This is a genomic window from Phytoactinopolyspora halotolerans, assembly GCF_010550675.1.
GTDB lineage: Bacteria > Actinomycetota > Actinomycetes > Jiangellales > Jiangellaceae > Phytoactinopolyspora > Phytoactinopolyspora halotolerans.
This window is the reverse complement of the sequence record NZ_JAAGOA010000005.1, coordinates 16,029-38,376: the sequence shown is the minus strand read 5'-3', so window position 1 is coordinate 38,376 and position 22,348 is coordinate 16,029. Positions and strand designations below refer to the sequence as shown.

Here is a 22,348-nt window from a genome sequence, read left to right as displayed (position 1 = left end):
TATGGCGCAAGACGTTGTGGTCGACACCGCGGGTGGAGGCATCGGTGGCGCCGCTCGCTGGCGGTCCGAACTGGACGCCTTCCTTGAACGGGGCGTGCCGGGCGTCAAGATCGTCGGCCGCGGAAGGCCGCTGACGCCCAGCTGGCTGCTGCGACGGGAATGGCTCGCGGGGCGGGCGCGTGTGGTTGTCGCCACGAACAACGCGTCTTTCGCGTGTAGAGGCGGCGAGAGACGCGTCCTGTTGCGTAACGCGTTGCACTTCCTGCGCCCGTCAGAGGACCACATGCTCCGCGGAATGCCGCGGGCATTCCGCGCTCAGATACCGCTGGTGCGCCGACTGCTTGGCCGAGCCGACCTGATCGTCGTGCCCTGCACGACGATGGCCGAGCGCGTCAGCGTCAGCGTGCCGTCAGCGGCGAAGCGGATCGTGGTCCATGCGCACCCGGTGACACCCGCCGGCGCCCGCACGTCATCGCCGAGACCGTTCATCCTGGTACCGGTCGTCCCCGCACCGTACAAGAACCTCGGTGCAGAGCTGGCCGCGCTGGTGGCAACTCTTGACAAGGTCGGCGGACCTATGGAGGTCTGGGTGACCGCCCGGCCGGGTGACCTGCCTGGGACACTGGCCAGGCACCCCCGGCTCACCATGCTGGGCGTCGTTCCGTATCACCGGCTGGCGACGATGTGGCGGCACGCGACGGCGGCGTTCTACCCCTCCAGTGTGGAGGCGTTCGGATATCCGCTGGCCGAGGCGCGGGTCTACGGTCTGCCGGTGCTGGCTCCGGACAGCGCACAGGCCAGGGAGATCGCTGGGCGAGCGCTGGTGGCCTACCAGGCGGGCCGGCTGGGCAGCCTGGAGCAGGCCGTCCGGCAAGCTGTCCAGGCGGCCGGCCGGCCGGTCGAAGCCGAGCCGCGTGCGTTCGAGCGCGGGCCGTACTTCCGATGGCTGCTCGGTCTGCCCGCTGACCTGCCGATTCCCACTGTTCAGGAGTCCCATGGAATCCCTTCGTGATCGACTCTACGGGTCATACGTGTCCACCCATGCGGGGAGTGCGAGCGGCCCGGCGACCGGGCTCGCGTACCGGCGCGATCTCCGGCCGCACATTCCCCGGACGGGGACGACAGATCGATCGCGCGTGCTTGACATCGGGTGCGGGCAGGGAGAACTTGTCCGGCTGCTCGTCGCCGACGGTTTCGACGCTCGGGGCGTGGATGTCAGCACGGAACAGGTCAGCCTCGCTCGCGCGGCCGGGCTCGATCGCGTCGAGCAGGCCGACTTCCATGCACACCTGCGGGCATCGGCGGGCAGCTGGGACGCGGTCGTCGCCACGGACGTGTTGGAACACCTGACCCGGGACGAGGTATTGCAGACGTTCGACGACGCCCGCGTCGCGCTCCGACCCGGTGGGGTGCTCGTGGCTCGCGTGCCGAACGCCGTGAGCCCGACGGGCGGACACACGATGTGGGGCGACGTGACCCACGAGACCTGGTTCACTCGCCGGAGCGTGGCTCAGCTCGCTGCCGTGACCGGGTTCACCTCGGTGGACGTCTTTGCCTGCCCTCCGCCCGCGCACGGGTTGGTGAGTGCTGCGCGGGCGCTGCTGTGGAGGCCGATCAGTGGGGTGTTCAAGCTCGCGCTGGCAGTCGAGACCGGCGTTGTTCGTGGACACATCGTCACCCAGAATCTGACATTCGTCGCGCACACCAGGGAAGTCACCAACTCGTGAGGCTTGTCGTCGATACCGGACTGCGCCGCTTCGGGCGGACCGTCGCTCGCACGTCGGTCTGCAATGCGGCGACTGTGGGCGCCGCGGGCCTGGCGGGTATCGTCGTCGCACGGGCTCTGGGTCCGTCGGTTCGTGGGGAGTACGCCGCGATCATGGCGTGGTTCGGTGTCGTGCTCGTCATCGGGCAACTCGGCCAGACCGCGGCCACCACCTTCTTCGTTGCCCGGGAGCGCGACCGGGCGGCAGAGTATGTGTCCACCTCGCGGAACCTGATGGTGGCCTCCGGAGTGCTCACGCTGGGCATCGGCATGGTGGTTGCGCCGCTATTGTCCTCCGGGAGCGGCGCCGCAACAGCAGGTTACCGATTGATGTTCGCCACCTGCCTGATCAGCTTCGTTGGCGCGAGTTACGTCTTCAGTCTGCAAGCGACGAACCTGGCGTGGTGGAACGTGGTGCGCATGACCCAGCCCGTGGCTTACGTGACCATCCTTGCGGCGCTGCACCTCGCCGGCCAGCTGGAGCTGATGACCGTACTGGCCGTGTTGTCAGGTACGACGGTCGCGCAGACCGTGCTGGCGTACTGGCTTTGTGCACGAGAAGGACTGACCGGTGCCCGCGGCCGGCGCGCCCTGACCCGGCCGCTGCTCCGCTTCGGCATGGGCCATGTCGCCTCGACGGCGCCGACTCTGATCACCACTCGCCTGGGGATGTTGGTCCTGTCGCTCGTCGTCCCATCGGCCGCACTGGGCCATTACGCGGTCGCCGTCTCCGTCACTGCTCTGGCCGTCCCGGTCGTGTCGGCGGTCGGCAACGTCTCCTTCCCCAGGATCGCGTCCCGGACGCTCAGTCAAACCCGGCTCGACACGCTGCAGCGCTGGGCGGTGTTGAGCGGGCTGGTCGTCAGCGCTGTCCTGATGCTTCCTGTGGTGGCCACCGCGCCCTGGTTGGTCCCACGGGTCTTCGGTGAGGGGTTCGACGACGCGGTACCGCTGATCATGCTGCTCGCTCCCGGCGGAGTTCTCCTCGCCTGGGGCCGGGTCTGCGCCGACCTGCTCAAAGGACACGGGCGCCCGTATGCGGTGGCCCGTGCACAGACCATAGCGGCAGGCGTGACCATCGTCATGCTCGCGGCGCTGATACCGCCGTTCGGCACCACCGGCGCAGCGGTCACCGCGAGCGTGACACCCGGGATAGCAGTCGTGTTCATGTTGCGCTCGCTGCGGCGCGGGACGCGTCGGCACGAGCATCCGGTAGCGGAGGGTGCGCGATGACGGCCGATGCGATGCGGAGCTTGGCCCGTCGGGCCGCTGGGAGAGGTGTGGCCGCGCTGTGCGGCGTCGTGGGACGCCGGCAGGTGGTGCGAGCTGCCCGCTTCGTGCTCTATCGGTCACGGCTGGACGTGCCGAACGATCCGGGTGCGAACGGCGAGTACGCGCTGCAGAGATGGGTGCTCGCCGCGCTCCCGCCGACTACTCCGTTGACGGTGATGGACGTGGGCGCGAACGTCGGGGCGTGGTCGGCGAACCTGCTCGCGGCCGCCGGGAGCTCCGGCCACCGGCTCGACCTGCATGCCTTCGAACCGTCCCGGCATACGCACCAGTTGTTGGTGGCGAATCTGCCGGCGACGGCACAGGTGAACCGGCTCGCGGTGACCGACCGGGTCGGCGAGGTCGCGCTACACACCATCGGGCCCAGCGCCGGCCGGAACTCGCTACTCCCCCAACGGACGGCGTCGGCAGAAGTCGAGCCGGTAGGCGCAACCACCATCGACGACTACATGGCTCAGCATGACATCGCCTACGTCGACCTGTTGAAGATCGACGCCGAGGGCCATGACTGCCGGGTGTTGCACGGTGCCGGGCGATCGTTCGAGCGCCGGGCTGTATCTGTCGCGCAATTCGAGTACAACCACCGCTGGGTGCACGGGCGATGCTTTCTCAAAGACATCTTCGACCTCCTCTCGCCGCTCGGCTACCGGATCGGAAAGCTGACCCCCCGGGGCGTGGAGTGGTACCCGGCCTGGGATCCGGACCTGGAGACCTTCGTCGAAGGCAACTATCTGGCCTGTACGCCGGAGCTTGCGCGACGGCTTCCCAGCGTCCGCTGGTGGAAGGGGGACACGCCATCGTGCACATAGGTCTGATCGGCGGCAACCGTCCGGACGGGTTCCAGGAGAACATCAGCGACTCCCTGGAATGCATGGGGCATCGGACCAGCTACCTCGGCTCCACCGTGGCGACCCGTACGGGCCCGGTGGGTGGCAAGGTCGCGGCGCTCGCCAGATCGGCGTTGCCGGGTCTGGCCACGCGCTCTCATCAGCGCCTGGTGAAGGCGGCGCTCGACCGGGAGTGCGACGCGGTGATCACCGTACAGGGCGACCTGTCCCCGGAAGCTGTTCTGGAGCTACGGCGGAACGGGGTTCCGGCGGCACTGTGGTTTCCGGACGCCGTCTGCAACCTCGGTCGTCAGCGGATGTTGGTGGCGCCGTACCGGGCGCTGTTCTTCAAGGACCCGTTGCTGGTCCGGCGGCTGCGCGACACGCTCGAGCTGCCCGTCTGGTACCTGCCGCAGGCCTGTAACCCCCGACGGCACCGTCCATTAGGCGACGCAGGCGCCGAACGGAGCCTCGTCGTTGTCGGGAATGTCTATCCGAGCCGTCTCATGCTGCTGCGTCGTTTACACGAGTCGGGGATCCCGCTGGTGGTGTACGGGGCACGGCCAGCCGGGTGGCAGGGCGACCTGTTGCCGCATCAGCTACACGCTGGCCACCCTGTCTTCCGGGAGGACAAGGCCCGGGTGTTCCGCACTGCGGCAGCGGTGCTCAACAACCTCCATCCCGCCGAGATGCACGGCGTCAACCTCCGGCTGTTCGAGGCGACGGCGGCAGGGGCCGCAGTCCTGTGCGAGCGGCGACCGGTCCTGAAAGACCTGTTCGACCTCGACGCCGAGGTGGCGCCGTTCGGTGACGTCGCCGAACTTGTCGGCCGCGCGCGCGAGCTGCTTGAGAGCCCTGACCGTGCCAGGTCGGTGGGGGACGCGGCGAGTCTGCGAGCGCACGCCGAGCACACGTACGAGCACCGCCTTCCGACGATTCTGGAGAGACTGACATGACGGCGCCCGCGGGAACGTGGCGAACCCATCCGGTACGCGCCGCAGTGCTCGTCGACCACCCGAGCCAGCACATCGCTCCGGGACTGCGGCTACTGACGGAACGGGTGGAGATCCGCCCACGGGTGTATTACTGGAACCCTGCCACGCGCGGTGTGTATGACCGCGGGTTCGGCCGCCATGTCCGCTGGAACGTCGACCTTCACTCCGGCTACGACTGGTGGGCGCCGCCGACCGGCGCATCTGCGGGGCGCCGGTGGATGGCGGCGTGGCGCAAGCTGCACCGCGATCGTCCCGACGTCGTGCTCACCTTCGGATGGGCGAGTCCGATCGCCCGGGTTGGTATCGCGTATTCGACCGTCACCAGGACTCCGCTGCTCTACTACGGTGACACGAACGGGCACGTCGAGCCGACCACCTGGCGGCACCGACTGCGTGGGTTGGTGCTGCGCCGGCTGTTTCGCCGGGCCGCCGGCGCGGTCTCCACCGGAGCTTTCAACCGGGACTTCTACCTCGCGCACGGGCTCCCCCCTGAGCTGGTGTATCCGGGGGTCCTTCCCGCCAACGTCACGCTCTTCCACAGCGTGGCCGCTCCGCGCCGGCGCCTGCGTGACCAGGAGGGTGCGGAACGGGCGTTGGTGATCGGTTTCGCCGGGAAATTCACGTCCGTCAAAGGGGTGCCCGACATGGTGGATGCGGTCGCGCGGCTGCCACGGGACCGGCCGTGGAAGCTGCACCTGATCGGCGACGGTCCGCTTCGGCCGCAGCTGGAATCCGCCGTCGCGCAGCGCGACTTGACCGAGCGCGTGCATTTCCTCGGCTTCCGCAATGCCGACGAACTGCCTGCCCTCATGAGCGAGATCGACATCATGGTGATGCCGTCCCGGAAGGAGCCCCGCGGTCTCGTCGCGATCGAGGCGATGGCTGCAGGGGCGGCCGTGGTGGTGAGCTCCGCAACCGGGCTGTGGGGTCCGGGCGATGTGATCCAGCACCGTCGGACCGGCGTCGTGTTCCCAGCCGGTGACGTCGAGGCGCTGGCTACCTGCATCCGCGAGTTGCTCGGCGATCCAGGTTTACGGACCTGCCTGGCCACGGCGGGGCAGGCTCAATCCCTCAGCTTCGGTCCCGCTGACTTCGCCTCGACGGTTGGCGACGCGCTCCTGGCCACCATCCGGGGGAACAGCGATGGCGGCTGACCTCGACCGCGTGCACGCTGATGTTCGCCACGACGTTCCCGGGGATACGGATGTGAGCGTGCGACGGCACCATCTGCTCGCGTTGCTCTTCGCCGCGTGCGCCTTGGCGCTGTCGCTCCCGGCCGGGTACCGCACGCTCGACGCGGACGAGCAGCTGGTCTTGGGTGCGGCGTCGGCCACCCTGTTCTCGCTTGCCGCGCTGCAGGTCGTCATGGGGCTACGCGGGAATCGAGCAGGCATCGCCCATTGGCGGATCGGCCCCTGGTATCTCCTGTGGAGCGCTCTGACGCTCGGAATCGCGCCACTCACCTGGCTGACGCCGCAGACCGGCTCGGCGAGCCAGATCGAGCTGACCAGCGTGGTGAGCGCGCAGGTCGTGTTCATGGTGTCGCTCGTGCCGTGGACGGTGGGCTACTGCGCCGGCGCGCCGCGCGCCGTCGCCGGCGTCGCACGGCGCGGATACGCGCTGCTGCTCCGCGGCACGTCGCCCACCGTCCGCGGCGGGGGATTGCCGTGGGTGCTCTACGGGGTCGGAACGGCTGCCCGCCTGCTGACCGTGGTTCTGAGCGGCCGGTTGGGATACGTCGGCGAGATCGACGGGCTGGTATCCAGCGCGGGTGCCTTCGACCACATGTTGAGCCTGGTGGCCACCTTCACCTTGTTCGCTATCGCGGCCGCCGCGTACCGCGCGTTCAGCGAGTCGACCCGAGGCGGCATGGTGACACTGATGGTGCTGCTCGGCATAGAATCTGTCGTCGGTGCTCTTGCTGGCGGCAAGCAGCACTTTCTTCTCTCCGTGCTGGCCGTCCTGATCCCGTATGGAGCGCTTCGGGGGCGGCTGTCGCTGCGGCTCCTGGTAGCCGGTGCCATCGCGTTTCTCTGGATCGCGGTGCCGTTCAACACGGCGTACCGCGAGGTGGTCCGCAGCGATGAGAGCACGTTGTCGCCCGCCGCCGCGGTTGCCGCGGCTCCAGAGATCGTTGCGGACGTGGCCACTGCGGACTCGTTCGCCGACGCGCTGACGGGGTCATCGACCCAGATGCTCCACCGTGTCCGCATGCTCGACAGCGTCGCCATCATCGTGCAGAAGACCCCCGAGACGGTCCCGTACCGGAGCCCGGTCGACTTCGCCTCGGCGCCGCTGGTCGGGGTGATACCGCGAGCGTTGTGGCCGGACAAGCCCGTGCTTGCCACGGGGTACGAGTTCAGCCGGGAGTACTTCGGCACGCCCCGTCACATGTACACCTCCACCGGCATCACCCCGCTGGGCGATCTCTACCGGCACGGGGGGATCGTGACGGTGGTGGTAGGGATGGTGTTGCTGGGGATGGGCGCCCGGCTGTTCGACACGCTGTTCCGGCCCGATGCGGATCCACGGGCGATCTGCTATCTGCTCGTCTTCCTGCCCCTGTTCCTGAGATCCGATATCTACACCATGATCACGGGAATTCCGAGCGGGATCGTCGTAGCCACCGTGGGGGCGCGGCTGATCTGTCGCCCTCAACGGACGCCAGGGCCGCAGCGATGAGCGGTACGGTTCTCCTGCTGGCACCGTCGCGCGGGCTCGGCGGCGGAATCGAGCGTTACGTGTCGACCGTGGAGGCAGCGTTCCAGCAGCACGGCGTGTGCTACCGCCGGCTGGACCTGGTCTCGGCGGAGCGGCCGTTGAACCCGTCCGGCAAGCTCCACTTCATCCGGGAGGTGATTCGGGCGGCGCGGGTGAGCGATGGCCCGGTGCGCCTGGTGCTGGCTCACCGCAACCTGCTGCCGGTGGTTTATGGGGTGGCGCGGCTGAGTACATACGCCGGAACCACGGTCATCGTGCACGGCAGCGAGCTCTGGTCCGGACGTCGCGACCGAGGACGGCGGATGTTGCGGCGTCCGGACGTGCGCGTTGTCGCCGCGAGCGCCTTCAGCGCCGGGGCACTTGCGCGCGATTGCCGTGCCACAGTGCTTCATCCAGGCGTTCCCGCGGCGTGGTACCGCGCCCTCGTGGAGGCCCGGTGCGAGAGCCACCCCGGCGGAAACGAAATCAACCTGGTGACCGCGTTTCGTCTCGCGGATTGGCGGAGCAAAGGGCTCGGCACACTCCTCGAGGCGGTCAGCATGCTCGACGACGAGCGTATCCGGCTCACAGTATGTGGCACCGGGCCGGTTCCCGCGGACTTGCGGGCTGCCACACTGCCGTACTCGTGGTGCCGTCTCCAGCCGGATCTCAGTGATTCGGATCTCGCCGCACAACTGACCCGAGCGGACCTGTTCGTCTTGTGCACCCGAACCCGCGCGGGAGCGGCCGCGTCCGGGGAGGGATTCGGCCTCGTGCTCCTGGAGGCGCAACTGGCAGGGACACCGGTGATCGCACCAGCTCATGGGGGCAGTGACGATGCGTTCCTGCGCAACGTCACCGGGGTAGCCCCTGTGGACGAGACCCCAGAGGCACTCCGTGCGGTTCTTGCTCCGCTCCTTGCGGATGGCCCGCGCCGCGCTCGAATGGGACGTGCCGCGGCGATGTGGTCGCGCACCCGTTTCGAGCCGAGCGAGTACGGCGAGCGGATCATCCACGCCCTGCTCGGTGCTGTGCCGCAGCCGGCGCGGGCCGGTGAGCGATCACCGGCCGCAGGGATCCGCGGCTACGGGCGGACCGGGTAGCCGTAGGCTGCGAGCAGCGGCGCGCACACGGCACTGACCAGTCGCTGTTGGCCGGCTGGCAGGTTGGTGCGCCAAGCGTCGTCGTGTCGTAGCCGCGTCCGGCCGGTGGCGAAGCGCATCGGATTCCCGGATGCGCTGTGCGTGACGCCGAGATCGACGTGGTCGTCCCCGATGTAGTCGAGGTCGCTCGGCTCGGGGGACATGCCGGCGAAGTCGGCGAGCGACGTGAGTGTGTGCCGTGGACTGTCGAGAAAGTCTTCGTACCGGACGCGACGCACCGGCACCCTCGGCGGCGGGGATCCGGCGCCGTCGCGGCCCAGGCGAGCGAGCAGGTCGACTGCGGCGTTCTGGGCATTCCACCGCAGCGCAGATCGCGCTGGACTGTAGCGTGGCACAACGGTGGCCCCATCGGCTTCCGGCCGGGGAACGTGCTTCGTCCAGGAATACGCGACCCCGCGCGGGTCGCGGATCAGATGGATGACGCGCAGATCCAGACCGTGCGCCCATCGCAAGCAGAATCCCAGACCTGCGTACTTCGACGAGTCGATGACGACGCGCGCACCGGACACCGCCGCAGCAGCCGTATAGACCCGTGTCTGGTAGTCCACGAACTCGTGGATCAGTGCGAGCCGGCGGCGGGTGGGATTCAGCAGGCGTGGGATCAGGCGGGTGCGCGCGATGGCGTGCCAGACGGCGAACACGCGTTGCCGGTCGACCCTGTCCCACCCGCCGAAGCCGACCTCACCGACGGCCTTCCAGAACTCGCAAGCCGAGAACCACGCGCCGCAACTGCAGCGCTCGTCATCGTGCAGACCTTGCTGCCAGACGTGCGTCGCCTCGCCCAACGCGCAGATGCCAGGCAGCTCAGCCAACGCTCGTTCGATCAGCGTGCTGCCACTCCTGCCTTGCCCAGCGATGAAAAGTACGCGCACACGGCGATGCTACGGGCTGAACTGACTCGCCCACAGGAGATTCGCCGAATGCGGACGCAGACGGTCGTACACGTCAGCTCGGTACTGGCAACCGTGGCGGACACGCTCCACTTGCGCGATCCAACACGCTACCGTGCCGTCGCGTGGGCACGGCGACGTCATTCGCTGACTTCTTCATCTACGCACCGGTCGTGGATGCTCTGAGCGCGGGCAGCCGCGATCGGCCCGAGCCTAGGACGGTCGACACAACGGACCACGTGGTGCGACGGCGAACATGTCGTCGCTGCTCGATGGCACCGCTGTTACGGGGCGCAAGACCCCGTGCCGATCTGGCCGGGCGAGCCGGTAGCCGTGTCCGGTCAGCAGATCCGCGACAGGCACTCGGCTCTCACCGAGCACGCGTTCACTCATGGCGTTCCACTCGATCTGGAGGACACCGATCCGGCCTTCGGCGAGAGCACGGCGCGCACCTTCCAGCACCAGGCGCTCTGCGCCTTCGACGTCGATCTTCACCCCTGCGGCGGTCCGGTCGCCGAGGATGTTGTCCAGCGTGTCCACGTCGACCGTCTCCGCCTCCGCCGAGGGTGCGTCCAGCAGATGGTTCGTCGTTCCCCGGTCGCGGGTCAGCCACATCTGCCCCGGCTCAGCAGAGAGCGCGCACTGCCGGACAGTGATGGGAAAGGGGTTGAGGGCGACGTTCGCGCGGAGCGTCGCGGCCGCAGCGCCACTCGGTTCGATGGCCACGACCTCTGCGCCCGCGTCCGCAGCCCACAAGGCGTAGCTGCCGGCGTTGCTTCCGACGTCGACGAACAGGTCGCCTGGGCGCAGGTGCCGGCGCCATGCCCACATCTCGTTCCAATCCGGCGGATTGGCGTAGATAACCTTAGCCGCTGCGGTGTCGTGCAACGATACGCGTATTCGCGCCCGCTTGCCGATCGTCGCCACCGTGGGCCGGCCGAGCCGGCCGCGAACCTGGTAGCGGCATGCCCGGGCGAGGCTTCGCCATCGGTGGTGTCGGTTCGCCGGGTGCGTCCAGACGAAGGTCAGAACATGCCACGCCTGAGTTGCCGGGCTTGCCGCGGTCATCGAGACTCACAATACGCAACGTGTCACTTCGGACATATATGTAGAAATCTAGACAATTAGCCAGCAATTGTTCGCCGGCGTCAACATTCGCAAACTAACTGCATCGGCGCGGTTGCGGGATTGCCATTCGCCTTGATTCTTGACTCATGCAGAATAGATTAGTATATCAAGTTTTATTCCGTCCAAGGAGGCTTGCAGTGGACCTGCGGTCCGATCTTCGGCTCTTTCGTGAGTTCTGGAAGCTGATCCTTGCGGTCACCATCGTCGCTATGGGCGCCAGTGCCTTCTTGACCTGGAGGGATACACCCCAATACGCCTCTGATGTCACCATGTTCGTGTCGGCGTCAAGCGCACCTGGCGACGCCGCGTCGGCCTATCAGGGCAGCCTCCTGTCGCAGCAGCGGGTCACCTCGTACTCCGAGTTGGTGCGCAGGCGGCATGTCATGGACGGGGTGATCGAGCGGCTCGAACTCGAACTTACCCCAGAGCAGCTCGCGGGCAAGGTCACCGCGTCTGTCGTGTCCGACACGTCGCTGTTGACGGCTACTGTGCGAGATGCGTCACCGGAGCGTGCCCAACGGATCGCGAACGGCATCGGCGCGGAGTTCGTCGAGCTCGTTCCGGAGCTGGAGAGTGTAGGCGAAGGGGAGCAGGCTCCGGTCAAGCTGACCGTGGTGAGCCCGGCGGCGCTGCCGTCCTCGCCGGTGTCGCCGAGTCCCGTCCGCAACCTTGTGCTCGGTGGTGTCCTGGGGATGCTGGTCGGGACGGCTCTCGCGCTGGGCCGACGTGCTCTTGACACGACCATCAAGACGGAGGAACGGCTCGAGGAGACCGCTGGTGCGCCTGTGCTGGGCACGGTTGTCCTCGACTCGAAGGACGCCAGAAGTCCGGTGGTTGACCCGGCGTCGTACGACGCGCGGGCCGAGGTGTTCCGCAAGATCCGCGCCAACCTGCACTTCGTCAACGTGGACCGCTCGCACCAGGTCATCCTCGTGACCAGCCCGTTGCCTGGGGAGGGCAAGAGCATGACGGCGTGCAACCTGGCGGTGGCCCTCGCTGAAGCGGAGAAACGGGTCGTCCTGGTGGGTGCGGACCTGCGGCGACCCAGCACCGCCGGCTACCTCGGCCTTCCCGGCGGTGTCGGCCTCACCAGTGTTCTGCTCGGAGATGCCAGCTTGAGTCAAGCCACTCAGTACTGGCGGGACGAGCTGTTCGCGGTAGTCCCCAGCGGCCCGGTACCGCCCAATCCCAATGCGATGCTCGCCTCTCAGCGCATGAGCACGGTGTTGCAAGAACTGCGGCAGGAGTACGACGTTGTGATCGTGGACTCGTCGCCCGTGATCCCGGTCGCGGACGCGGCGACGTTGGCCGAGTCCTGTGACGGTGCCCTGGTGGTCGTCCGGTACGGCAAAACTCGGCGAGAGCAGTTGCGGAGTGCTGTGCTGACGCTGCAACATGCCGGTGCGCCGGTACTGGGCACCGTACTCAATATGGCCCCGCGGCAACGTCGCGGTCCGCACTACAAGGCGTACCACGCCGAGACGGACGACTACGTCCGTGACGATCATGAGCGAAAATCGTCTCCGATCACGGCAGTCCGTTGACGCTGTGACCGAGGTGCGCAGCGGTCTGCGTCGTGGCGCCGGAGCTGCTCCTGCGTGGTCGACCACCGACAGCAGTCGCGGTGTCTTCCGGATCCTCTATGTGTGCGTGCACAATGTCTGCAGGTCTGTGTTGGCAGAACGGCTTGCTCGACGGTACATGGTCGGCCGGCGGAGTGCGTTCGTGGAGCAGTTTCACGTGAGCAGCGCAGGGACGCAAGCGATACCGGGGCGACCCATGCACCCGTATGTGGGCGATGTGCTCCGATTGCGTGACGCGGACGTCGGTGATTTCGCCAGCAGACGGCTGACCGGGCGCCTGGTTTCGGAGTCGGATCTGGTCCTGACCGCGACGACTGAGGAGCGAGACCGGGCGATCTCGATGGCGCCGGCCGCCCTCGGGATGACCTTTGCCATGTGCGAGTTCGCTCGTCTCGTCAGCCTTGCTGAGCATGGCTACGAGGGACTCGGGGAGGATGCGTTCGAGCACGAGCGGAGTGAGGGCTTCGGACGCCTTGACGGCGACACGGCCCGGACGGCGAGGAGCGTCGTCAGCGCCGTGCATCGGATACGTGGCCAAGCACCCTACGCGCCCCCAACGACTGACGACATCCCCGATCCGCTGCCGACGAGGAAAGCATTCGAAGAGTGCGCCGATCACGTCGAGGCGAGCGTGTTGCGTGGCCTGGACTTCATCCGACGTGCGATAGATGACGGCCATCGTTGATCAACGAGACTACTGATGCCGCCGGTGGGTCACGCAGGTCTCGTGGCGGAGGATGTGGTCATCGAGTGGCCGGTGAGCCGCGAGCGCATCGTCGGGCGTCAGAACTTCGTCGCGGTGAACAGCGAGTATCCGGAGGGCTGGTCGATCCGTGTCCTGCGGATCGTCGTCGATGGTGACGAGGTGGTGTCTGAGGTCGAGGTTCCGCATGTGGGCTTGGGTGTGTTCAGGACGGCCTCGTTTTGGACCGTGGGTGACGGCGTGATCACCAACGGGCGCGAGTATTGGACCAGCCTCGGTGGAGACCCCGCGCCTGAATGGCGTGCGGCCTATGTCGAACCGCTGTAACGCCGGTCGACACCCGGCAGGCCGAATTTCACCCGGATGCTCTCCGCGATTGGTGGCTGGTCCGTCGGTAGGACGTATTCCCAGCCCTCTTGCCAGTGGAAGGGAGCCTCGACCAGGTCCTCGAGGCGTGCTCCGCCCAGCAGACACTGGAGTGCCCACCTGTTGGCCGAATGCGAGATGAGCAGGACTCGCTTCCCGTCTTGGCCGACGGCAAGTTCGTAGAGGAGTTCGGCGGTGGCGATGACCACGTCGCGATAACTCTGGCCACAGGGAAACGGAACATCGATGTGCTCGGCGCGCTGGGCCGCGAGGACCGAGACCGGACAGCCGTTGAGCTCGCCATAGTTTGCATTCCCGCAGCCGCTCGTCGTAGAGGATGTCGATCGATGTGCCGGCAATGGCGATCTCCGCCGTCTCGGCCGCCCGATCCAGGTCGGAGGTGTATACCGCGGCGATGCGGTCGTGGCGCCGGGGCTTGCCTCGCCGCTTGTTGAGTGTGAGTTGCGTCAACTACCCGCTCGACCGGCTCTATCCGCAACTGACGCTCAACAAGCGGAGCGGACATGGCCCACCAGATGCGATCGATAACAGTTATCGTTTATGCTGTTGGGGTATTTGTCCCTTCAAGGAGAGCGACAACCGTGCCTGCCTTACGTACCGCTGCCGCCGCGCTGGCCACGCTGCTCATGGTCACCGCGTGCTCGTCCAGTGACGACGGATCGGCCGAGACCGCTGACGGCACCGGCGCCGACGAGCCCGCTGGCGCCCCGGACGCGTCCGATGCCGAGACCAACGCGTCCGATGCAGACGCTACGCTTCGGTTCGTCACGCCCTACACCGTCCGGAGCCTCGACCCGGTCGAGCAGGGTCTGTGGTCTCCCGAGTGGGGCTACGGCGAGCTGTTGATGCGGGCGACCGAGGACGGGACGGTCGAGCCCTGGCTGCTCGAAGATCTGCAGGCCGACGACGCCAGCACCTGGCACCTGACCCTGCATGAGGACATCACGTTCAGCAACGGCAACCAGCTCGACGCCGAGGCGCTCGCTGCCGTCTTCGATCACCACCTGGCCGAGAACGCCCTGGCCGCAGCCAACCTGCCGGGTGCGACGGTGACCGTGGAGGATGAGACGACGCTGCTCCTCGAGACCACTGAGCCGGTGAGCAACCTGCCCAACCTGCTGGCCGCAGAGGACATGATGTCGGTCTTCGACGCCGAGGCGCTGGCCGCCGCGGGCGACGACCCGCAGGCAGTGCTCGACGCCGGCATCTACACCGGTCCGTACGTGGTGACCAGCCTCGACGAGAACGAGATGGTCCTCGAACGCAACGACGACTACTGGGACGGTGACGTGGCGCTGGCCGGCGCCAGTGTCCGGTTCGTGCCCGACGAGCAGGCTCGCGTCCGCGCCGTGCAGAGCCGCGAGGCCGATGTCGCGCTCTACCCGCCGACGTCATTGCTGGCGCCGATGGTCGACGCCGGTTCCGGGCCGCGGCTCGCCGTCGCCGAGCAGCCACTGCAGCAGTTCCGGGCGATCCCGAACCTGAACCAGGCACCGATGGACGACCCTGCTGTCCGCCGGGCCTTCGCCCTCGGCCTCGACTACCAGGCCATCGCCGAGCAGGTCCTCGACGGGCTGTACTCGGCGCCTACCGGTCTCTACCCGGACACGGTCGACTACGCGCTGCCGAGCCAGCGCACCGATCGGGACGAGGCCGCCGGCCTGCTGGAGGACGCCGGCTGGACGCTCGGTGACGACGGCGTGCGGGAAAAAGACGGCGAACGCCTGAGCGTCACCATACTGCACTACCCGCAGCAGCCGGACACCGAGCAGATGGCGCTGGCCATGCAATCTCAGCTGGCCGAGATCGGCTTCGAGGTGGCCCTGGAGCTGACCGACGACAACTACACCACCATGCGCGAGTCGGACAGCTGGGACATCGGGCTCTCCCTCGACGGCACCCTGGGCTACACCTACGATCCCGTGGGCCGCCTCCGGGACTTCCTCACGACCGACGGCGAGCGCAACTTCGGCGGCGTCAGCGATTCGACGCTCGACGCTCTGGTCGACCAGCTGCTCACCGAGACCGACGGCGACGCGCAGCGGCCCCTCCTCGAGCAGGCCCAACAGGTGATCGCCGACGAGGCGCTGGTCGTGATCGTCGCGCAGCGTTCGTCGCCGGCAGTCGTATCGGAGGACGCCCCCGGCTACCGGCCGTCGTCGGTCCTGCATCACCTCGGGGCCGACACACAGGCCGGCTGAGCGACGTCGTCGCGGCGATGTGGACCGGCGTACTGCGCCGAGTGGGCCAGGCGCTGCTGACGCTGGCGGCCGCAGCATTTGTGGTGTGGTGCCTGCAGCTGTTGGCGCCCGCCGACCCCGCCCGGCAGGTGCTCATCGCTCAGGGGGTGACCGACCCGACCGCGGCGCAGGTCGCCGGTCTGCGCGCCGAACTCGGGCTCGACGACGCCGCGCCGGTGCGGTTCGGGCGGTGGGCGGCCGGGCTCGTCACCGGCGACCTCGGCACGTCCTGGAGCAGCGGACGCTCGGTGGCGTCGGAGGTGGCCGGACGGCTGCCCGCCACCGTGCGCCTGTGTGCGGTCGCGCTCGGATTGGCGGCCCTGGCCGCGGTGCCGATGGCGCTGGCGGCGGCACGCTGGCGTGGCGGCGCCCTCGACCTGGGCATCCGCGGCCTGATCTTCACCGGTGCGGCGGTTCCGAGCTTCGTCGTCAGCACCGTCGTGCTGGACGTCGTTGTGCTCGGCTGGGGCCTGGGGTCGATCATCGCGGACGGGTCCTGGGGCGGTGCGCTACTGCCTGCCATCCCGCTTGCCGTGGGAGCCGCGGCCATGTGGGCGCGGGTGTTCCGCGCCGCGCTGGTCGAGGCGGCGTCGAGCGGAGCCGTCGAGGTGTCGATGGGCCGCGGCGCCACCCCTACTCGGGCCCTGCTGATTCACATGGTGCCGCCGGCGACGCCGCCCCTGCTGACCGCAGTCGGCATGACCGTTGGCAGCCTGCTTGCCGGCGCCGCCGTCGTCGAGACCGTGTTCACCTGGCCCGGCATCGGCCGCTACCTCATCGAGTCGATCGTCGCCCGCGACGTCCCGGTGGTCCAGGTGCTCGTCCTGTCCGGCGTATTGGCGTATGTGGTGGCGAGCCTGCTCGTCGACCTGGCCGTCTCGGCGATGCACGCGCAAACCGAACGGCGCGCATGACGGTGGCAACCAGGCTGTCCGATCCGATCTCCGGGCGGGCCGGCCGGAACAGCAGGCGGGCCGGCCGGAACACGACGCGGGCAGGGTTGGTCATCGGTATGGTGCTCCTGCTCGCCTTGGTGGCGCTGGCCGTCGTCATCCCGTTCCTCCGGCCTGATCCGAACCTCACCGACTATGCGGCGAAGCTGGCCGCTCCGAGCTGGGAGCATCCGCTCGGGACCGACCAAGCCGGTCGTGACGTGCTGGCCCGGCTGGCCGCGGGCGCACGGGTCTCGCTCGGCACGGCCATGGCGGTTACCGTGCTCAGCACCGTCGCCGGTCTCGTCGTCGGGCTGGTCCCGGTCGCGGCCGGCAGGCTGGCCGACTCGGTGCTCTCCCGGGCGGTCGACGTCGTGCTCGCCATCCCGCAGCTGGTACTCGCGCTGGCGGTGATCGGCGTGCTCGGGCCCGGGGTCGTCAACCTGATGGTGGCGATGGCGCTCGCCGGCTGGGCCCCTATGGCCCGCTACGCGCGTGCATACGCCCTGGCGCACGTGGACCGTCCGTTTGTGACGGCCGCGCGTATGGCCGGCGTCGGGCACCTGCGCGTCCTGTGGCGACACGTGACGCCGGCGACGACGCTCAGCGTGCTGTCCGTGGCGACCCTCAGCCTGGCCGAGGTGATCATCGGACTGTCCGGGCTGTCCTTCCTGGGCCTCGGTGTTTCTCCGCCCACCGCCGAGTGGGGACAGATGGTCGCCGACGGCCGCGCGTACCTGTCCCAGGCACCGTGGCTCGTCATCGCGCCGACGGCCGCGATCGTCGCCAGTGTCGGTTGCGTGTCGCTGCTGGCCGACGCCATCAAGGAGGCACCACGGTGACGGAACACGGCGACCGGACGGCCGCGGCGACGTCCCTGCGCATCGGCGGCCTCGGCGTACGTTACCCGGACGGTCACCTGGCGCTGGACGGCGTGTCGGTGGTGGTGCACGACGGAGAGACGGTGGCCGTGGTCGGTGGATCGGGCTCGGGTAAGAGCACCTTGGTACGCGCCGTCCTCGGGCTGCTGCCGGCCGGGACCGTCGTCGCCGGGAGCATCAGCCTCGAGGGCGTCGGCGACCTGACCCGGATGCGCGACCGGGAGCTGCGGGGGATCCGCGGCCGGCACATCGGCTACGTTGCGCAGGATCCGTATGCGTCGGCCGACCCGTGGTGGACCGTGGGCCACCACGTCGGCGAGGCCTGGCGCGTGCACCGCCTTCGGGTGCCGGCGCAGGAGATCGTTGCACGGGTCGCCACGCTGGGGGTGGACGACGCCCGTACGCGTCTCGGTGACCGTCCTGCGACCTGGTCCGGAGGAATGCTGCAGCGGGCCGACATCGTCGCGGCGACCGCGCACCGCCCCCGGCTGATCGTCGCCGACGAGCCGACCTCCGCACTGGACGTCGAGGTGGCCCGCACCGCCTTGGCAGCACTGGTCGCGCAGTCGCGATCCCTGCTGCTGGTCAGCCACGACCTGGACATGGTGGCCGAGCATGCCGATCGGATCGTGGTGCTGGATGGAGGGCGGATCGCCCAGGAGCTGATCGTGGGACGTCGGGGCGCCCACGCGCTCCAGGACGCCGCCTCTCATCCGGCCACCCGGAGACTGCTCGCCGCCCTCCCCGGGTCCGTCGCGCGGCCGGCACGCCCGGCCGCGCGCGTGGGTTCCGGTGTCGAGGCTGCAGACTCCGAGGTGGTGGCGGCGCTGGAGGATGTGACGCTGGCATATTCCGGCGGCGATGCCGTCGTCGCCGGTGTCGACCTACGGATCGCGGCCGGCGAGGTGGTCGGGCTCTGCGGGCCGTCCGGCGCCGGGAAGAGCACGGTCCTGCGCGCCCTGGCCGGGCTCCTGCGTCCGGTGTCCGGCACGGTCCGGCACGGCGACGTCGCATTGTGGACGGACGACGGGACCCGGCCCAGGCCAGGGTTCGTGATGCCGATCTTCCAGGATGCGGCCGCCAGCCTGAACCCGCGGTGGCCGATCTGGAAGACGGTCGCGGAGGCCACTGCGACGACGTCGCTGGGCAACCGCCGGTTGAGCGCACCGGACGTGCGACGTCGCGCCTACGACCTGCTGCGGAGCGTGGGCCTCGGCGACGTCGACCCGCAGGCGAGACCCCGCCGGCTCTCGGGCGGTCAGCGGCAACGGGTCGCGGTCGCGCGGGCAATGGGCGGCGGCGCTGCACTGGTGGTCGCCGACGAACCGACCGCGGCACTGGACACGGTGTACGCGCAGGAGATCGTCGACCTGCTGCGTGCACTCGCCGACTCCGGCTGTGCGCTCGCCGTCGTCAGCCACGACGAGCGGCGACTCCGGTCATTCGCCGGGCGGGTGCTGCGCGTCGCCGACGGCACCGTCACCCCCGACTGAGTACCCGACCGCGTAGTAGCGGCTGCCCACCGGGCCGACCAACCCGGTCGACGCCCCGCCGTGCAGCGGACTGACCGTGCGCAGGAATCCGGCGCTGATACTGCCGAAGCCGGCTCGGCCGGTCGCGTCGACGAGCGGCTCGATGCTGGCGACCGTGGCCAGTGGCTGCCGGTCCAGTTGCTCGGACGTGCGGTTGGTCCAGCCGTCGGCTGCGGAGAAGGACAGCACGGTCAGCAGCACACCGCCGGGTTTCAGCAGTTCCCGTCGCCAGGTGTCGAGCAACTCGGCGGGTCGCTCGAAGCTGTCCAGCACCTGACACGAGACGACGAGGTCGTAGCAGGCGGGGCCGGTGAGCGTGCGGGCGTCGGCGAGGCGGTACTCGATTTTCCGGGTGTCTCGGCGGCGGGCCACCTCCAGCATGGCGTCCGAAGCGTCGACCCCGTGCACTGTCGGTGCCCGGCCGAAGGTTTCGCCCAGCACGTCACGGATCAGCCGGGTGAACTTGCCGGTGCCGCAGCCGATGTCCAGGACGAGCGGGTCGGCGGGGAGCCTCGAAGCATACGGCTGCAGGACCAGCCCGACGTCCGCCAGCCAGCATTCGCGTTCGCCGGGCAACGTGAAACCGTGACCCTGCTCTGCGTCGTAGTCCTGTGCACGTGCCGCGTCGTATGCTGGAGGAACGTCGGCGACCATGACGACACGCTATGACAAGACGTGCGCCGAGGCGGTGTTTTGACCGTTGGGTGTGCGAGCGAGTAACCTAAAACGTCGTTGTGTGTGCCGGCGGTAGCTGTCGCTGCCGGGTGGCGGCGCACCACAAGACAGGACATCCTTACCGACCAACCGAAGGCCTACGACCGTGCGCACGTACAGCCCCAAGCCCGGTGACGTTGAGCGTCAGTGGCATGTCATCGACGCCACCGACGTCGTACTCGGCCGGCTCGCCTCCCATGCCGCCACCCTGCTGCGCGGCAAACACAAGCCCATCTACGCTCCGCATGCGGACACCGGTGACTTCGTCATCGTCATCAACGCGGACAAGATCGCCCTGACGGGTAACAAGCTCCAGCAGAAGGTCGACTACCGGCACTCGGGTCGCCCCGGTGGCATGCGCGCGACGAACTACGAGGAACTCGTGGAGAAGAACCCGCGCCGGGTGATCGAGAAGGCTGTCAAGGGGATGCTCCCGCACAACAGCCTCGGCCGGAAGATGCTGAGCAAGCTGAAGGTCTATGCCGGCCCCGAGCACCCGCACCAGGCGCAGAAGCCGGCGCCGTTCGAGATCGGCCAGCTGACCCAGTGAGCGAATCCGACACCATGACGAACACCGTGAGCGAGGACATGACCGAGAGCACAGTCGAGAATGAGGCCGAGGAGATCTCGGTCGAGAGCTTCACATCCGAGTCGACGCCGTCGCGCTTCTCGGCCATCGAGCCGGCCATGGCCACCGGTCGCCGGAAGGAAGCGATCGCACGCGTGCGCATCGTGCCGGGTGACGGCCAGTGGAAGATCAACGGCCGCGACCTCGAGCAGTACTTCCCGAACAAGGTTCACCAGCAGGTGGTCCGTTCGCCGTTCGCAGAGCTCGAGCTGGACGGACGCTACGACGTCGTCGCCCGCCTCAACGGAGGCGGCGCGTCCGGCCAGGCCGGCGCGTTGCGGCTGGCGCTGGCGCGTGCGCTCAATGTGGCTGACCTTGATAACAACCGCGCAGTGCTGAAGAAGGCCGGTTTCTTGACTCGGGACCCCCGGGTCACCGAGCGGAAGAAGGCGGGTCTGAAGAAGGCCCGGAAGGCCTCCCAGTACAGCAAGCGTTAAGGCGCCTGGCGCACAACAACACAATTCAGCAGGTTCGGCCCCGGGGGAACGAGTCGTCACTCCGGGGCCGAGCTGTATGTGAGGAGAAGGCACGTGGCACGTCTCTTCGGTACCGACGGGGTGCGCGGGTTGGCGAATGTCGATCTCACGGCGGAACTCGCCCTGGATCTGTCGGTTGCCGCGGCGCACGTTCTCGGCGAGGCGGGCGCCTTCGGCAGTGACCGGCCCACGGCGGTGGTCGGCCGCGACACCCGGGCCTCCGGCGAGTTTCTGGAAGCCGCCGTGGTGGCTGGTCTGGCCAGCGCCGGCCTTGATGTGCTCCGGGTGGGCATACTCCCCACGCCGGCGGTCGCCTACCTCACCGGCCGGCTCGATGCCGAACTGGGCGTGATGCTGTCGGCCAGCCACAACCCGATGCCGGACAACGGCATCAAGTTCTTCACCAAGGGCGGCCACAAGCTGGAGGATGCGCTCGAGGACGCGATCGAGTCCCGGATGCGCGAACCGTGGAAGCGCCCGACCGGAGCGGACGTCGGCCGGATCAGAAAGCATCCGCAGGGCCTGGATGCCTACGTCGAACACGTCGCAAGCACGGTCCCGCACCGGCTGGACGGTCTGAAGGTCGTCGTCGACTGCGCACATGGCGCCGCCTACCGGGCCGCGCCGGAGGTGCTCCGCCACCTCGGGGCGGACGTGGTGGCGGTCTGTGCCGAACCTGATGGTCTCAACATCAACGACGGCTGTGGTTCGACACACATCGAGAGCCTCGCCGCGGCGGTGGTGGAGCATGGTGCCGATGTGGGTATCGCGCACGACGGCGACGCCGACCGCTGTCTCGCCGTCGATGCGGCCGGAAAGGTCGTGGACGGGGACCAGATCCTCGCCATCCTCGCGCTCGCCATGCACGAGGAGGGCACCCTGCGGCACCAGACCGTGGTGGCCACCGTCATGTCCAACGAGGGCCTGCGGCTGGCCATGCGGGAGGCTGGGATCACCGTCGTCGACACGGCGGTCGGTGACCGGTACGTCCTGGAGGCGATGCGGGAAGGCGGCTACGGTCTGGGCGGTGAGCAGTCCGGCCATCTGATCCTGCTCGACCACGTGACCACGGGAGACGGCGTGCTGACCGCGGCGCACCTGCTGGCGCGGGTGGCGCATACCGGTCGCCCGCTGGCTGAACTCGCCGGCGTGATGCAGCGGCTGCCTCAGGTACTGGTGAACGTCTCCGGCGTGGACAAGGCGCGAGTCGCCACGGACCACGGGGTGCGCGACGCGGTGACGCGGGCGGAGGCCGAGCTCGGTGAGACCGGCCGGGTGTTGCTGCGGCCGTCCGGGACCGAACCGGTGGTGCGGGTGATGGTCGAGGCGGCAACCCTGGATCAGGCGGACGCGGTCGCCGGCCGGCTCGCTGCGGCCGTGGAGTCGACGCTCGCGCTGTGAAGCTTTGGGGACCGGCGGGGAGGGAGTATGTCCCGGCCTCGCCCGCGGTCAGATCGTCGCTCCCACCCCACAAAGTCTCTCGCTGACGCTCGGATACTTTGCGGGGACCCCGG

The 22,348-nt window shown here is 68.6% G+C and carries 22 protein-coding genes and 1 pseudogene; 18 read left to right on the top strand and 5 right to left on the bottom strand.

Translation table 11 applies throughout. From position 1 onward, the window contains the following. Position 1: 1 nt before the first annotated feature. Genes G1H10_RS08380 through G1H10_RS08345 form a run of 8 tightly spaced genes read left to right on the top strand, consistent with a single transcriptional unit; the run spans position 2 to position 8,680 of the window. Complete coding sequence (locus G1H10_RS08380; protein ID WP_163735532.1) at positions 2–1,012, top strand: glycosyltransferase; 1,011 nt, start codon at positions 2–4, stop codon at positions 1,010–1,012. Further along, positions 996–1,727 (top strand): class I SAM-dependent methyltransferase, encoded by a 732-nt coding sequence (locus tag G1H10_RS08375; protein WP_246219324.1) that lies wholly within the window; start codon positions 996–998, stop codon positions 1,725–1,727. Before G1H10_RS08380 ends, G1H10_RS08375 begins: the two co-directional genes overlap by 17 nt. Continuing rightward, a complete protein-coding gene (locus G1H10_RS08370; RefSeq protein WP_163735526.1) occupies positions 1,724–2,998 on the top strand; it encodes an oligosaccharide flippase family protein in 1,275 nt (424 codons plus the stop codon). The genes G1H10_RS08375 and G1H10_RS08370 overlap by 4 nt, the downstream gene beginning before the upstream one ends. Then, positions 2,995–3,864 carry an FkbM family methyltransferase gene (locus G1H10_RS08365; RefSeq protein WP_163735523.1) on the top strand — a complete coding sequence of 290 codons (870 nt, stop codon included), beginning with the start codon at positions 2,995–2,997 and terminating at the stop codon, positions 3,862–3,864. Before G1H10_RS08370 ends, G1H10_RS08365 begins: the two co-directional genes overlap by 4 nt. Next, positions 3,834–4,838 (top strand): CgeB family protein, encoded by a 1,005-nt coding sequence (locus tag G1H10_RS34465; RefSeq protein WP_163735520.1) that lies wholly within the window; start codon positions 3,834–3,836, stop codon positions 4,836–4,838. Before G1H10_RS08365 ends, G1H10_RS34465 begins: the two co-directional genes overlap by 31 nt. Beyond that, a complete protein-coding gene (locus G1H10_RS08355) occupies positions 4,835–6,031 on the top strand; it encodes a glycosyltransferase family 4 protein (RefSeq protein WP_163735518.1) in 1,197 nt (398 codons plus the stop codon). Before G1H10_RS34465 ends, G1H10_RS08355 begins: the two co-directional genes overlap by 4 nt. 52 nt (positions 6,032–6,083) lie before the next feature. Next, positions 6,084–7,559, top strand: coding sequence for a DUF8712 domain-containing protein (locus tag G1H10_RS08350; RefSeq protein ID WP_163735515.1), 1,476 nt, complete (start codon positions 6,084–6,086; stop codon positions 7,557–7,559). Next, complete coding sequence (locus tag G1H10_RS08345) at positions 7,556–8,680, top strand: glycosyltransferase family 4 protein (protein ID WP_163735512.1); 1,125 nt, start codon at positions 7,556–7,558, stop codon at positions 8,678–8,680. The genes G1H10_RS08350 and G1H10_RS08345 overlap by 4 nt, the downstream gene beginning before the upstream one ends. Here G1H10_RS08345 and G1H10_RS08340 read toward each other — a convergent pair. Then, positions 8,662–9,612 carry a sulfotransferase gene (locus G1H10_RS08340; protein ID WP_163735509.1) on the bottom strand — a complete coding sequence of 317 codons (951 nt, stop codon included), beginning with the start codon at positions 9,610–9,612 and terminating at the stop codon, positions 8,662–8,664. The two genes, G1H10_RS08345 and G1H10_RS08340, sit on opposite strands and share 19 nt — an antisense overlap. 231 nt (positions 9,613–9,843) lie before the next feature. Next, a complete protein-coding gene (locus tag G1H10_RS08335) occupies positions 9,844–10,698 on the bottom strand; it encodes an FkbM family methyltransferase (RefSeq protein ID WP_163735506.1) in 855 nt (284 codons plus the stop codon). A gap of 197 nt (positions 10,699–10,895) precedes the next feature. On the opposite strand from G1H10_RS08335, the gene G1H10_RS08330 reads away from it, so the two are divergent. From G1H10_RS08330 to G1H10_RS08320, 3 genes are read left to right on the top strand one after another with little or no spacing between them, the layout of a single operon-like run. Then, the gene (locus G1H10_RS08330) at positions 10,896–12,302 is read left to right on the top strand and encodes a tyrosine-protein kinase domain-containing protein (RefSeq protein WP_163735504.1); all 1,407 of its coding nucleotides are present in this window, start codon (positions 10,896–10,898) and stop codon (positions 12,300–12,302) included. Beyond that, positions 12,265–13,026: an arsenate reductase/protein-tyrosine-phosphatase family protein gene (locus tag G1H10_RS08325; protein ID WP_246219323.1), complete on the top strand. Its 762-nt coding sequence runs from the start codon at positions 12,265–12,267 to the stop codon at positions 13,024–13,026. Before G1H10_RS08330 ends, G1H10_RS08325 begins: the two co-directional genes overlap by 38 nt. 15 nt (positions 13,027–13,041) lie before the next feature. Continuing rightward, a complete protein-coding gene (locus G1H10_RS08320) occupies positions 13,042–13,371 on the top strand; it encodes a nuclear transport factor 2 family protein (protein ID WP_163735497.1) in 330 nt (109 codons plus the stop codon). Here the strand turns inward: G1H10_RS08320 and G1H10_RS32310 are convergent. Both G1H10_RS32310 and G1H10_RS34970 read right to left on the bottom strand, forming a co-directional pair. After that, entirely contained in the window at positions 13,353–13,619 is a 267-nt protein-coding gene (locus G1H10_RS32310; protein WP_216853036.1) for a hypothetical protein, read from the bottom strand. The genes G1H10_RS08320 and G1H10_RS32310 overlap by 19 nt on opposite strands. Positions 13,620–13,770: 151 nt before the next feature. Then, positions 13,771–13,881, bottom strand: a pseudogene (locus tag G1H10_RS34970) (hypothetical protein); the annotation flags it as partial. A 131-nt stretch (positions 13,882–14,012) separates the two neighbouring features. Between G1H10_RS34970 and G1H10_RS08310 the strand changes: the two are divergent. The 4 genes from G1H10_RS08310 to G1H10_RS08295 are packed head-to-tail and all read left to right on the top strand — an operon-like array spanning position 14,013 to position 18,977. Then, positions 14,013–15,632 (top strand): ABC transporter substrate-binding protein, encoded by a 1,620-nt coding sequence (locus tag G1H10_RS08310; RefSeq protein ID WP_163735494.1) that lies wholly within the window; start codon positions 14,013–14,015, stop codon positions 15,630–15,632. A 17-nt stretch (positions 15,633–15,649) separates the two neighbouring features. Continuing rightward, on the top strand, positions 15,650–16,585 hold the full coding sequence (locus tag G1H10_RS08305) for an ABC transporter permease (protein ID WP_163735491.1): 936 nt from the start codon (positions 15,650–15,652) through the stop codon (positions 16,583–16,585). Beyond that, positions 16,582–17,445, top strand: coding sequence for an ABC transporter permease (locus G1H10_RS08300; RefSeq protein ID WP_163735488.1), 864 nt, complete (start codon positions 16,582–16,584; stop codon positions 17,443–17,445). The genes G1H10_RS08305 and G1H10_RS08300 overlap by 4 nt, the downstream gene beginning before the upstream one ends. Then, the gene (locus tag G1H10_RS08295; protein ID WP_216853035.1) at positions 17,442–18,977 is read left to right on the top strand and encodes an ABC transporter ATP-binding protein; all 1,536 of its coding nucleotides are present in this window, start codon (positions 17,442–17,444) and stop codon (positions 18,975–18,977) included. The genes G1H10_RS08300 and G1H10_RS08295 overlap by 4 nt, the downstream gene beginning before the upstream one ends. Here G1H10_RS08295 and G1H10_RS08290 read toward each other — a convergent pair. Continuing rightward, positions 18,924–19,670 (bottom strand): class I SAM-dependent methyltransferase, encoded by a 747-nt coding sequence (locus G1H10_RS08290; protein WP_163735485.1) that lies wholly within the window; start codon positions 19,668–19,670, stop codon positions 18,924–18,926. The genes G1H10_RS08295 and G1H10_RS08290 overlap by 54 nt on opposite strands. 166 nt (positions 19,671–19,836) lie before the next feature. On the opposite strand from G1H10_RS08290, the gene rplM reads away from it, so the two are divergent. The 3 genes from rplM (at position 19,837) to glmM (ending at position 22,235) form a co-directional block, all read left to right on the top strand. Next, positions 19,837–20,280, top strand: coding sequence for a 50S ribosomal protein L13 (rplM, locus tag G1H10_RS08285; protein WP_163735482.1), 444 nt, complete (start codon positions 19,837–19,839; stop codon positions 20,278–20,280). 38 nt (positions 20,281–20,318) lie between these two features. Then, positions 20,319–20,795: a 30S ribosomal protein S9 gene (gene rpsI / locus G1H10_RS08280; RefSeq protein WP_216853034.1), complete on the top strand. Its 477-nt coding sequence runs from the start codon at positions 20,319–20,321 to the stop codon at positions 20,793–20,795. 93 nt (positions 20,796–20,888) lie between these two features. After that, a complete protein-coding gene (gene glmM, locus G1H10_RS08275; protein ID WP_163735476.1) occupies positions 20,889–22,235 on the top strand; it encodes a phosphoglucosamine mutase in 1,347 nt (448 codons plus the stop codon). Positions 22,236–22,348: the final 113 nt, after the last annotated feature.